We start from the raw sequence: 11595 nt of genomic DNA on the forward strand, positions 1-11595 counted from the left end.
TATGTCTGGCGGCCATAGCGAATTGGACCCACCCCTTCCCATCTCGAACAGGGCCGTGAAACGATTCTGCGCCAATGATAGTATGCTCTTCGCATGCGAAAGTAGGTCACCGCCAGGCTCTTATTAAAAAACCCCCTGCTACGAAAGTGGCAGGGGGTTTTGCTTTATATCTACTACTATTCTTCTGGATTGAGCGAGCGGATAGTCGCTACTTGGTTTAATAAAACCAAATTGCTTGTATTTTTTATGGATGGGTCATATAGTTGAACGAAAATATCAAGAGATCATCCATGCATGCACCGTTGATTACCAAGTATGTTTACCAGATTCGCAGTCGTAATGGTGCAATCGTAGATAATCTGCAGATCTATGGACGTAATGAAGAGGATGCGAATAGGAAGTTACAGCAGATGTATCGTCACTGCGAAATCCTAGAAGTGCATATAGCCACGCCTGAGCGTTCGACAGCATCTTCTTATGAAGATGTACTTAACCTGATCGCTAATAATACTTAGGCTAGATAGCGATGAGGTCTTGGGCAATCATTTCGGAAAGTAAGCTTTTGTAATCTACAGCGCCTGCGCTATGTGGGCTATATTGAAATACGTCTTTTTTGTATTGTGGACTCTCAGCGACTGCTACATTTTCTGAAATCACTGTTTCAAAGACTTCCTTGCCAAAATAATTCTTGGCGTGTTCTTGCACCTCAAATGTCATCTTTCGACGTCTATCAAAGCAAGTAAGTAGGTAGCGACGTTCAACACGTTTTTTGAGAACAGGCTCCAGCGCTCGTAACGTATTCTCAACCTTTTGAGCCCCTTGTAGCGATAGAAAATCTGAACCTATCGGGATAACAATCAAGTCCGCGGAAAAAATCGCATTCAAGGAAAGTACACCAAGATATGGGCAGCAGTCCATGAGAGTAACTCTAGGAGGTGATTCTTTCTCGAGTATCTCTAAACCTTGTTTAAGTCGATTCAGGATGGCTGGGCCTTTGCCGAAAATCGAGTCTACTTTGATCAGCTCACGATGAGATGGAATGAGCCAACCTAAGTCTTTCCATTCCAGCTCAAGTTGTACAAGAGGTTTGCTGTCTTGATAAAACCCGAACAAGCTTTGGTTGGCAGCCGGGGGCGGGTTCGGATGAATCTCGGTCAGATGCCCTTGTGGGTCCATATCGATGAGTAAAGGGTTTGCACCATCCATGTGGATGGCAGCTGAGAGGTTCAATACCGTAGAAGTCTTACCAACACCGCCTTTTTGATTAAATACAGCGATGCGCGTCATGTTCTATTTTCATTGTAATAAATGTTCAATTTTTATATTTGTAAGGGAAATACTGCCAACTCTAGCTGTCCTAAGCATAAGATGTCATTTATTCTTTGCAAAATATACCGCATTTTTATCCATGCGCATATCGTGATTATCGTTGGTGACAAACTAGGTCGCCCAATCGGAGTGATATATGAGTGATTCAGTAGCTGTTTTAGCAGGCGGATGTTTCTGGTGTATTGAGCCTGTATTCTCACAATTGAGGGGTGTGAAAAAGGTGGTATCTGGCTATATTGGTGGTCATGTAGTGAACCCTAGCTATAAGCAGGTATGTACAGGCACAACGGGACATACCGAGGGGATCGAGATCACCTTTGATTCTAGTCAAATCAGCTTTGTCGAGTTGCTTGAAATCTTCTTTATCTCACATGATCCTACTACGCCGAATCGGCAGGGTAATGATATTGGTACGCAATATAGGTCAGCGGTGTTTTGCCAGAGTGAGGAACAGAAATCACAAGTACAAGCGGTGGTTGATCATCTTAATGCAGAAAAAATCTGGCCTGCGCCTATCGTCACAGAGATTAATGATGCCGCTATATTTTACCCGGCAGAGGATTACCACCAGTATTATTACGCGAATAATATAAACCAGCCTTACTGCATGATAGTAGCTGCACCAAAAGTAGCGAAAGTACGTGCCAAATATGCAGACAAGATTAAATAAACACTAGGTTTTTATATACCACGGCGGCTGAGCCACTGTCTGCGGAAAAAGTGTATCGCCATCCCTATGGCGATGACTGCCATACCACCAATGGCGACCCAGAAACCTTGATGGTCTTTCAGTAGCGGCATGTAATCGAAATTCATGCCGAAAATACCGGTAATGAGTGTTGCTGGCATGAATAGCATGGTCACCACGGTGAGTGTACGTACTTCTTTATTCAGTTGGTTACTAATGGTGGATAAGTAAATATCCAGCATGCCTGCCAATAGGTCTCGCATCGCTTCTAATGACTCTATGACATGTACAGTGTGGTCATATACATCGCGTAGATAGATGACCGTAGTAGGCGTGAAGAAGTGTTGATCATTACGTATTAGGTTATTGATCACTTCACGCATAGGCCAGATGCCTCTGCGCAGGTCGACGCCTTCACGTTTTAATTGCTGAATCTTTTGCAGCATTGATGGGCCGGGTTTTCTGAGTAGTTTCTCTTCAGCGGTCTCGCAATGGTCTCCCAGATCTTCTATCACGCTGAAGTATTGATCGACGATGACGTCGAGGAGTGCGTAGGCTAGATAATCTGTTTCTGCAGCCCTGATCTGTACGCGACCAGTGCGTAAACGTTCTCGAACTGGCTCGAAAAGTCCTGTGGAGCGTTCCTGGAAGGTAATGACGAAACCTTTTCCTAGGATAAGATTGATCTGTTCTGATTGCAGAGGGCCAGCGGTTTTTGTAAGGTGAAAGCTGCGGGCAACGATGTATAGATAATCAATGTAGCTATCTACTTTAGGACGCTGTCCAGTGTTCAGGATGTCTTCAAGCACAAGCGGGTGAAGCTTGAAGTGCTTGCCGATGGTCTCGATGATATCTGCATCGTGCAAACCATGCACATTCAACCAAATCTTGTTCTTTAGATCAGGTTTCAGGCTTTCGATATCAGCTAATGCTAATACGCGTTCTTCAACTTTATCACTATTGTATTCAATGAGTGAAATCACTGGTTTCTTGGTTTTCACTTCCCCGATGTAAACAAGTGACCCGGGAGCCATGCCAATCTTTTGAGAGTGATGCTTATGATTCTTTTTCATGTCACCTAAGCTTTCAATCTCAATGGTTTATTGGATAGAGGAACGAGCGGATAGATATCTGTTAGACCGTTTTTTTATCAATGTGAAAACTTGAACCGGTTGTAAAGAATGATCCGCCAGAAGTGTAATGCACTGTTCGCATTTCTTCATGATCATCAAAATGCCAGCGCCCATTAGAGAAGACACGTTCATCGGCATAGGCAGCGACTATTTCGGCGATGAATAAGTCATAAGTTGATTGGTTGTGCGGCTCATTGATGACTTTGCATTCAAGCCAACCCACACTTTCGTTTAACAATGGTGCCTGAATATGGGTTGCTGGCGTTGTTGCAAGGTTCCAATGCAGGAACTTGTCTTTTGAAGGTAGTTCACTAGCAGAGATGGAGCCAACGCTCATGATAGTATTGACTTGAGACCGAGTCGGTATTGATATGCCAAATGTGCCTGACCCTTCAACCAGTTTGCGTGTGTTACTGGTTTTATCAAGCACTACTAGCAGTCTGGCAGGTTCAAAATCGAGGGGCATGTTCCATGCGACCGCCATGATGTCGCGCATACCCGCGTGTTCGGCAGATAAGAGTACGACTGGCCCATGGTTGATGAGACGATATGCGTGTTTTAATTGAATAGGTTTCATGAGATTTATTTCTGCCAAACGTCTCTTAATGTAACTGCACGATTGAATATGGGCATGCTGGGTGCTGAGTCTTTCTTGTCTGCAACAAAGTAACCGTGACGCTCAAATTGAAAATGATCTTCAGGGTTGGCATCTTTTAGTGCAGGTTCAAGCTGTGCATGGATGATTTTGATGGAATCTGGGTTCAAATCATCTAGGTAGTTTCTGTCACCAGCGCCCGGGTGTGCCTCTTTAAATAAGCGATCATACAGTCGTACTTCTGCCGGATAGGCATGAGGAACAGAAACCCAATGGATATTGCCTTTAACCTTAATGCTATCAGCGCCCGGTGTGCCGGATTTTGTATCAGGGAGGTATTCGCAATGCACAGTCGTGATGTTGCCTGCGGAATCTTTTTCGAAGCCTGTGCATTTGACGACATAGCCATAGCGTAGGCGCACCATGTTATCTGGAAATAAGCGGAAATAGCCTTTTGAAGGTGTTTCCATAAAATCTTCGCGTTCTATCCAAAGCTCTTTGGATAGCGGAACGACGCGTTTACCGAGTTCAGGGTGCAGTGGATGATTCGGGGCGAAACAGTCTTCCGTTTGACCATCGGGGTAGTTATCAATGACAAGTTTGATCGGGTCTAGTACTGCAATACGGCGCTCAGCAGATTCATTGAGCGTTTCGCGCATGCAGTCTTCAAGGATGGTGTATTCGATCCATGAGTCGGCTTTGGAAACGCCGATTCGATCAGCAAATAAACGGAAACCTTCTGCGGTATAACCACGTCGCCTTGCCCCTGCAAGCGTTGGCAGGCGTGGGTCATCCCAGCCATTGACGTGTTTATTTTCGACCAGATCAATCAGTTTTCTTTTTGAAAGAACGACATAAGTGAGGTTCAATCGCGCAAACTCATATTGTTTTGGCAGAGGGTTTGCGAGCAGACCGCCATCGCGCAGATTTTCTAGTAGCCAATCATAGAATGGGCGCTGATCCTCAAATTCCAACGTACAGATGGAGTGTGTGATGCGTTCCAATGCATCTTCGATCGGGTGTGCAAAGGTATACATGGGGTAGATGCACCATGTATCGCCAGTGTTGTGATGCGTTGCGCGTTTGATACGATAGATCGCCGGGTCACGCATGTTGATGTTGGGAGATGCCATGTCGATCTTGGCGCGTAGAATCATTGCGCCATCAGCATGTTTGCCGTCTCGCATATCACGGAAAAGCGCCAAGGACTCTGCCACTGGGCGATTGCGCCAAGCTGAGTCTTTGCCAGGCTCTGTGAGTGTGCCGCGGTTAGCACGCATTTCATCAGCTGTCTGCTGGTCTACATAGGCTTTATCTGTTTCAATCAAATGCTCTGCTGCTCGATACATGAAGTCGAAATAATTGCTTGCGTAATACAAATGTGAAGTACCGAAGCCATCCCAACTAAAACCTAGCCATTTCACTGCGTCAGTGATCGAATCTACATACTCCTGTTCTTCTTTTTCAGGGTTGGTGTCATCAAAGCGCATATGGCAAATGCCATCGTAATCACGCGCCAGACCAAAGTTCAGGCAAATCGATTTTGCATGCCCAATGTGAAGATAGCCATTCGGCTCAGGAGGGAATCGTGTGCGAATCTTTGCTGGGTCTAGGGTACCAGTCGCTTGCGTTGCTGCATCGCCAGGTTGGCCAGCCCATGGCCGATTAGCATAGGTGCCGTGTTCGATATCACGTTCAACGATATTGCGAATAAAGTTAGAACCTGGGGCGATAGGGGTTTTTTCGGATGACATGTAATGATCTGGTTAGTTTTTGTAGATAGCTTCTTGCTATTTTACACCCTGTCGGGCTCCTAGTGGGTGCCCGCTGCTGTGCTAATATAGCTTAAATAAAATGATTATCAGCAATGACTAATAGCCTGACTTTTCCAATATTAAAAGTGCTTGCCGATGGACGCTTCCATTCTGGCGAGGCGCTAGCCCAGCATTTTGATGTGACGCGCGCCACGATCTGGAATGCCTTGCAAGATGCCGAGGCCCTTGGTATCGAGATATTCTCTGTCCGGGGGCGAGGGTATAAGTTGCCTGAGCCTATCGTGATGCTGGATAAGCAAGCGATTTTATCTTCGATAGGTGAGCAGCGGGCTTGGTTCAATGTAGAAGTACATGACCATTTGGAATCGACAAATACTTACTTGATGAAAAAAGCGGCCAGTGGTGCCGCCCATGCAACTTGCATCGTGGCTTCGCTTCAGACGAAAGGCAGGGGGCGGCGTGGGCGAGCGTGGCAGGCTGGTCTGGGCAATAGTCTGACTTTCTCATTGCTGTGGCGCTTTCAATCCGGTGCAGCCGCGCTTTCAGGACTAAGTCTGGCAATAGGGGTTGCGCTGATACGTGCTTTAAACGAAATAGGTATTCAAGCTGCGCAATTAAAGTGGCCGAATGATGTGTTGGTTAATTACCAAAAGTTGGCAGGCATCCTGATCGAGTTACAAGGAGATATGGATGGGCCGAGTGCTGCGGTCATCGGTATCGGCATCAATCTTAAATTACCCGAGCATCTAAAGCGCCATATCGACCAAGCTGCAACGGACATGAAGACCTTAACGGGGCAAGATATCGACCCAAACCTGATTCTAGGGGTGTTGCTGAAGCATCTAGGGGATGTCTTAAAGGATTTTGAAAAGGATGGTTTTGAAATCCTGCGAGAAGAGTGGTTGCATTACCATGCCTATCAGGACAAGCCTGTGCGCTTATTAATGCCGGATGGGCGTGAGCTGCAAGGGCAAGTCAATGGCGTGGGGCTGGATGGCATCTTGCTCGTGCAGACGGCGCAGGGTGAACAGCGTTTCTCCGCAGGCGAGATTAGTTTGCGAGGTAGCATCGCATGATCTTGGCGATTGATATCGGCAATAGCCGCTTGAAGTGGGCAACTTTTGACCTCGAAGGACAAATGCAATCTTCTGGCGCTTATCTAAATAAAGACATTGAGGCGTTATTCATACCTGCCGAGTGGCGCGCTTGCCAGCATGCTGTGGTATCGAATGTGGCAGATGCTAAATATGCAGAAATAATCCAAGCTAAACTCACGACCAGCAATATTGCATTACGATGGGCAATATCCAGTAAAGAGGCTGTCGGTGTTCTGAATTCCTATGAGCAGCCGGATAAATTGGGTACGGATCGTTGGGCAGCACTGCTTGCTGCCAAGCAACATTATGGTGCGCCGTGTGTTGTTGTGAACGCAGGCACTGCCCTCACAGTGGATGCACTAGGGAGTGACACCGCTGTAGCTAGTAGTATTTTTCTCGGTGGACTTATCTTGCCGGGCTTGGGGTTAATGCAGAGCAGCCTGATACAGGCGGCAAATGGCATTTCGAAGGTTTCAGGGACTATGCAGGATTTCCCCGTGAACACAGATAATGCGATTTATACAGGGACATTAAGTGCTATGGTTGGCGCGGTACAGTTCATGCTAGCAAAGTTAAGCCAGCAAGCGCATTTGCCCGTACGCTGTATCTTTACCGGGGGCGATGCAGAAAAACTATACGAAGCATTCAATGCATTAAGCATCACACCTCAAACCTATGAGTTGATTGTTGATGAGGCATTGGTATTGCAAGGGCTATTTTTAATGGAAAGAGAAGCTTTATGAAATGGGTGGTAACCGTACTTTTACTGCTTAATATATTGATGCTGGCGTATTTTAATCTGAGCCAGTCACCCAAGAATGCACATGTCAGTTTAGAGCCCTTGCATCCTGAAAAGATCAAACTGTTGACACAAAAAGAAGTGGAAGCATTGCCTGGCTCAAGTCAATCTGAGGCTTTAGCTGCGCAAGAACCTAAAGTTGATATGACCCCTGTTGTATACTCTTGTTATGAATGGGGTAATTTCTCTGCGGATAATCTGCCCAAGGCGCGCAATATATTGACTAAATTCTCGGTGGAGTCCACTGTGAGGCAAGAGGTCGGCAAGGAGTCTGTGCGTTATTGGGTATATATTCCCCGGTTAAGTAGTTTGCAAGCAGCACAAACCAAGATGGAGGAGCTGCGAGCGCTAGGCGTAACAGAAAGTTTGATCATGCAAGATACCCAGTGGAAAAATGCAATTTCGTTGGGAGTATTTAAAGATGAGCAATTAGCGAATAAACTGTTAGAAGAATTAAAGAATCGCGGAGTACGTTCTGCAGTGAAAGGTGTGCGGAATGGCGAGAGTAGCCGGGCTAGTTTGTTGATTCAGCATGTCTCACCCGAGATAGCGTCTGAGATCGAGAAGTTAAAACCCGATTTTGCAGGAAGTGAACTTAAACCAGTAACATGCCAATAGGAGCTCGTATGGGAATTTTTAAAACGGTTTTGAAAAAAGTAGCACTTGCTGCCACAGTCATTGCAGGTAAACGTCTGGTGAGCAAGATACTCAGTGATGTTGAAGCAAAAGTAGCTACGGAACCGGTTAAATCCGAGAAACCAAAGGCCGCTGCCAAGCCTGTTGCGGCTAAGAAAGCACCAGCGAAGAAACCGGCTGCTGTGAAAAAAGCACCTGTAAAAGCAGCTACTGCTAAGCCTGCAGCAAAACCGAAAGCGACTACCACGAAAGCAGCAGCCAAACCGAAGGCTACTACTGCAACTAAGCCTAAACCAGCCGCAAAGCCAAAAGTAGCGCCTAAGCCTAAGGTTGCTAAAAAGCCAGAGGCTCCGGCAGCTGTTGAACCAGCTAAAACCGAAGCCTCTTAAGTACTTATTAAGTTAGACCTAGTATCTCTGTATTAGGTCTAACGTTTCTTGATGTAAAGGTCGGTAATCGTACCTTCTTTCATCTCGGCTGCGAAACAGATCGTTTCAGATAGGGTCGGATGTGCGTGGATGGTTAATCCCAAATCATGCGCATCTGCACCCATTTCGATAGCCAATACCGCTTCTGCAAGTAACTCCCCTGCATTCACGCCGACGATACCTGCACCGATCAAGCGGTGAGTTTCTTTATCGAATATCAGCTTAGTCGCACCCTCTGAGCGTGCGATTGATAGTGCGCGGCCACTTGCTGCCCATGGGAATGATGCTTTCTCTATCTCGATACCTTTAGCCTTGGCTTCAATTTCAGTCACCCCTGCCCATGCTACTTCTGGGTCTGTGTAAGCAACGGATGGAATCGCTAGCGCTTGGAATTCGACCTTGTGGCCTGCAATGACTTCCGCCGCTACTTTAGCTTCGTGAGTTGCCTTGTGTGCCAGCATCGGTTGGCCGACGATATCGCCGATAGCGAAGATATGCGGTACGTTGGTACGCATCTGCTTATCAACATTGATGAAGCCGCGATCATCAACAGTCACACCAGCATGCTCAGCACCAATATTCTTGCCATTTGGTCTGCGGCCAATCGCTACTAATACGCGGTCGTACACTTGCGTTTCGACTGCATTTTCGCCTTCAAAACTGACATGGATGCCATCTTTCTTAGCATCAATCTTGGCAACTTTCGTGCTCAACATGATTTTCTCGAAACGCTTCTCCATGCGCTTTTGTAATGGGCGTACAAGGTCACGATCGCAACCCTGAATCAGGCCATCAGCAAACTCTACGACACTGACCTTGGTGCCCAGAGCATCATATACAGTACCCATTTCAAGGCCGATGATGCCACCACCGATGACAAGCATACGTTTAGGGATATCCGCCAGAGCTAATGCGCCTGTGGAATCCATAATGCGCTCATCTTCAGCAGCGCCGGGGAATTTGATCGCCTGAGAGCCAGCGGCGATAATGGCGTTGTCGAATGAAATAGTGGTGATCTTGCCATCAGCAGCAGTGACGGCGAGCTGATTAGGGGTTGTGAATTTACCAACACCTTGAACTGTTGTGACATCACGCTGTTTTGCCATTTGCGCTAGGCCGCCAGTGAGTTTGGCGACCACATCGTTAGCTTTCCAAGTGCGAAGTTGTTCAAGATCAATCTTAGGCGCACCAAATGTCACGCCGTGATGGGATGTTTCTTCAGCTTCTGTGATGACTTTAGCCGTGTGCAGTAATGCCTTGGATGGAATGCATCCAACATTCAGGCAAACACCGCCTAATGTGGCATAACGTTCGATCAAGACTACTTTTTTACCTAAGTCTGCTGCACGGAAGGCTGCAGTATAACCACCGGGGCCTGAGCCCAGAACGACAACTTCTGCATGTATGTCTGAGTTGCCAGATACTGCAGGTGCAGGCGTTGCAGTAGGTGTTGGTGCAACTGTAGCTTTTTGTTCTGCTACAGGTGCGGCGGCTGGGCTAGGAGCAGGGGTTTCTGTCTTAGCGGCTGTGGCTTCTGATTCAAGTAGCAAGATCAGCGATCCTTTGGTGATCTTATCGCCGACCTTTACCTTTAGCTCTTTTACGACCCCTCCATGAGACGATGGGATATCCATGGATGCCTTATCAGACTCCAATGTAATCAGCGAATCTTCTTTCGCAATGACATCGCCAACCTTGACCAGAATTTCGATTACATCGACGCTATCGAAATTACCGATATCCGGTACTAGTACTTCAACTAAATTACTCATTGATATCCTTACAGCAAAAGACGACGTACGTCTGACAGCATCATGCGCATGTGGCTAGTGAAGCGTGCACCATCGGCACCATCGATCACACGGTGATCGTAAGACAGCGATAATGGCAGAATCAGGCGTGGTTCAAATGTCTTGGTCTTGGCATCGAATACCGGTTGGAAGCTGGAGCGAGATACCCCTAGAATCGCCACTTCAGGGCAATTGATAATAGGCGTAAATGCGGTGCCACCGATACCACCCAAGCTGGAAATGGTGAAGCAACCACCTTGCATCTCTTCGATCTTCAGTTTTCTCTCGCGGGCTTTGGTTGAAAGCTCACCCAAGTCACGTGCGATATCCAACACATCTTTCTGGTGCACATCACGTACGACAGGTACGACCAAACCATCCGGTGTGTCGCAAGCAAAGCCGATATTGAAGTATTGCTTCATGATCAGGCTATCACCATCAGGTGAGAGCGATGAGTTGAAGTTAGGGTAAGTACGCAGTGCATTTACTGATGCTTTGATCAGGAATGCCAACATGGTGAGTTTAACGCCACGTTTTTCAGCATCGGCTTGCATGGATTTACGGAAATCTTCTAAGTCGGTGATGTCTGCTTCATCGAATTGCGTGACGTGTGGCGCAGTGACCCAGTTGCGATGTAGGTTGGCACCGGAAAGCTTCTTGATGCGTGATAACGGTTTGGTTTCGACGCCGCCGAATTGGCTAAAGTCGATCACCGGGGCTTGTGCAACGGCCATACCGCCAGCCGTATTGGCCGTGCGTGGTTTAGCCAATTCACCTTTAACAAAGGCTTGAACATCGGCTTGCAAGATACGGTTCTTGGCACCGCTACCGCTCACTAACGCTAGGTTGACACCAAGCTCGCGTGCGAACTTGCGTACCGATGGGCTTGCATGTGCAAGTTTTCCAGATGCTGTTGTGACGCTTGCTGCAATTGGGTTTGGTGTGGCCTGTGGCTGAATCACTTTAGGGGGTTCAGGTGCTGGGCGTGTCGGCTCAGGGATCGCTGCCGCTGGAGCCGCAACAGTGGCAGGCGCCGCTGATTTGGCTTCAGCAGGCTTTGCTACAGGTGCTTCACCTTCAGCTGCATCCAAGATGAGTACGAGCGTGCCTTGCGCAGCTTTGTCACCGACTTTGATCTTTACCTCTTTGACTGTCCCTGCGAATGGCGCAGGGATGTCCATAGAGGCTTTATCTGATTCAACAGTGATGAGCGAGTCATCTTTTGCAATCGTATCGCCTGCCTTGACCAGCACTTCGATAACGTCAACGCTATCGAAATTACCAATGTCCGGAATAAGTACATCTTTAATTGCCATCTCTTGATT

At 47.2% G+C, this 11595-nt stretch carries 12 protein-coding genes and 1 rRNA gene; 7 read left to right on the forward strand and 6 right to left on the reverse strand.

Annotated features, from left to right (window positions below):
- Positions 1-4 precede the first annotated feature (4 nt).
- Positions 5-118: ribosomal RNA gene (gene rrf / locus A7981_RS10540) — 5S ribosomal RNA — on the forward strand.
- A gap of 172 nt (positions 119-290) precedes the next feature.
- The gene (locus A7981_RS10545; protein WP_067267944.1) at positions 291-515 is read left to right on the forward strand and encodes a hypothetical protein; all 225 of its coding nucleotides are present in this window, start codon (positions 291-293) and stop codon (positions 513-515) included.
- Position 516: 1 nt separating this feature from the next.
- Here A7981_RS10545 and A7981_RS10550 read toward each other — a convergent pair whose 3' ends face one another.
- Positions 517-1287: a ParA family protein gene (locus tag A7981_RS10550; RefSeq protein ID WP_067267946.1), complete on the reverse strand. Its 771-nt coding sequence runs from the start codon at positions 1285-1287 to the stop codon at positions 517-519.
- Positions 1288-1465: 178 nt separating this feature from the next.
- On the opposite strand from A7981_RS10550, the gene msrA reads away from it, so the two are divergent.
- A complete protein-coding gene (gene msrA / locus A7981_RS10555) occupies positions 1466-1999 on the forward strand; it encodes a peptide-methionine (S)-S-oxide reductase MsrA (protein ID WP_067267949.1) in 534 nt (177 codons plus the stop codon).
- An 11-nt stretch (positions 2000-2010) separates the two neighbouring features.
- Here the strand turns inward: msrA and corA are convergent, their stop codons facing one another.
- From corA to A7981_RS10570, 3 genes are all read right to left on the reverse strand, one after another.
- Entirely contained in the window at positions 2011-3090 is a 1080-nt protein-coding gene (gene corA, locus A7981_RS10560) for a magnesium/cobalt transporter CorA (protein ID WP_067267951.1), read from the reverse strand.
- A 61-nt stretch (positions 3091-3151) separates the two neighbouring features.
- Entirely contained in the window at positions 3152-3727 is a 576-nt protein-coding gene (locus A7981_RS10565) for a flavin reductase family protein (RefSeq protein WP_067267953.1), read from the reverse strand.
- A 5-nt stretch (positions 3728-3732) separates the two neighbouring features.
- Positions 3733-5499: a glutamine--tRNA ligase/YqeY domain fusion protein gene (locus A7981_RS10570; RefSeq protein WP_067267955.1), complete on the reverse strand. Its 1767-nt coding sequence runs from the start codon at positions 5497-5499 to the stop codon at positions 3733-3735.
- A gap of 113 nt (positions 5500-5612) precedes the next feature.
- Here A7981_RS10570 and A7981_RS10575 point away from each other — a divergent pair, with 113 nt between their 5' ends.
- The 4 genes from A7981_RS10575 to A7981_RS12215 are packed head-to-tail and all read left to right on the forward strand — an operon-like array spanning position 5613 to position 8441.
- Positions 5613-6596: a biotin--[acetyl-CoA-carboxylase] ligase gene (locus A7981_RS10575; RefSeq protein WP_067267957.1), complete on the forward strand. Its 984-nt coding sequence runs from the start codon at positions 5613-5615 to the stop codon at positions 6594-6596.
- Positions 6593-7360 carry a type III pantothenate kinase gene (locus tag A7981_RS10580; protein WP_067267959.1) on the forward strand — a complete coding sequence of 256 codons (768 nt, stop codon included), beginning with the start codon at positions 6593-6595 and terminating at the stop codon, positions 7358-7360. Before A7981_RS10575 ends, A7981_RS10580 begins: the two co-directional genes overlap by 4 nt.
- Positions 7357-8034, forward strand: coding sequence for an SPOR domain-containing protein (locus A7981_RS10585; protein WP_067267961.1), 678 nt, complete (start codon positions 7357-7359; stop codon positions 8032-8034). Before A7981_RS10580 ends, A7981_RS10585 begins: the two co-directional genes overlap by 4 nt.
- A gap of 8 nt (positions 8035-8042) precedes the next feature.
- Positions 8043-8441: a hypothetical protein gene (locus A7981_RS12215; RefSeq protein WP_067267964.1), complete on the forward strand. Its 399-nt coding sequence runs from the start codon at positions 8043-8045 to the stop codon at positions 8439-8441.
- A 38-nt stretch (positions 8442-8479) separates the two neighbouring features.
- On the opposite strand, the gene lpdA is transcribed toward A7981_RS12215, so the two are convergent.
- On the reverse strand, positions 8480-10252 hold the full coding sequence (gene lpdA / locus A7981_RS10595; RefSeq protein ID WP_067267966.1) for a dihydrolipoyl dehydrogenase: 1773 nt from the start codon (positions 10250-10252) through the stop codon (positions 8480-8482).
- An 8-nt stretch (positions 10253-10260) separates the two neighbouring features.
- Positions 10261-11586, reverse strand: coding sequence for a dihydrolipoyllysine-residue acetyltransferase (gene aceF, locus A7981_RS10600; RefSeq protein ID WP_067267969.1), 1326 nt, complete (start codon positions 11584-11586; stop codon positions 10261-10263).
- Between the last annotated feature and the right edge of the window lie 9 nt (positions 11587-11595).

This window comes from Methylovorus sp. MM2 (assembly GCF_001648895.1).
Classification (GTDB): Bacteria; Pseudomonadota; Gammaproteobacteria; order Burkholderiales; family Methylophilaceae; genus MM1.

What these genes read in the sequence shown, in the direction of transcription:
- corA (WP_067267951.1), bottom strand. Translation starts at nt 3,090, where the DNA reads ATGAAAAAGAATCATAAGCATCACTCTCAAAAGATTGGCATGGCTCCC.
- A7981_RS10545 (WP_067267944.1), top strand. Translation starts at nt 291, where the DNA reads ATGCATGCACCGTTGATTACCAAGTATGTTTACCAGATTCGCAGTCGT.
- msrA (WP_067267949.1), top strand. Translation starts at nt 1,466, where the DNA reads ATGAGTGATTCAGTAGCTGTTTTAGCAGGCGGATGTTTCTGGTGTATT.
- A7981_RS10575 (WP_067267957.1), top strand. Translation starts at nt 5,613, where the DNA reads ATGACTAATAGCCTGACTTTTCCAATATTAAAAGTGCTTGCCGATGGA.
- A7981_RS10550 (WP_067267946.1), bottom strand. Translation starts at nt 1,287, where the DNA reads ATGACGCGCATCGCTGTATTTAATCAAAAAGGCGGTGTTGGTAAGACT.
- A7981_RS10585 (WP_067267961.1), top strand. Translation starts at nt 7,357, where the DNA reads ATGAAATGGGTGGTAACCGTACTTTTACTGCTTAATATATTGATGCTG.
- aceF (WP_067267969.1), bottom strand. Translation starts at nt 11,586, where the DNA reads ATGGCAATTAAAGATGTACTTATTCCGGACATTGGTAATTTCGATAGC.
- A7981_RS10565 (WP_067267953.1), bottom strand. Translation starts at nt 3,727, where the DNA reads ATGAAACCTATTCAATTAAAACACGCATATCGTCTCATCAACCATGGG.
- A7981_RS10580 (WP_067267959.1), top strand. Translation starts at nt 6,593, where the DNA reads ATGATCTTGGCGATTGATATCGGCAATAGCCGCTTGAAGTGGGCAACT.
- lpdA (WP_067267966.1), bottom strand. Translation starts at nt 10,252, where the DNA reads ATGAGTAATTTAGTTGAAGTACTAGTACCGGATATCGGTAATTTCGAT.
- A7981_RS10570 (WP_067267955.1), bottom strand. Translation starts at nt 5,499, where the DNA reads ATGTCATCCGAAAAAACCCCTATCGCCCCAGGTTCTAACTTTATTCGC.
- A7981_RS12215 (WP_067267964.1), top strand. Translation starts at nt 8,043, where the DNA reads ATGGGAATTTTTAAAACGGTTTTGAAAAAAGTAGCACTTGCTGCCACA.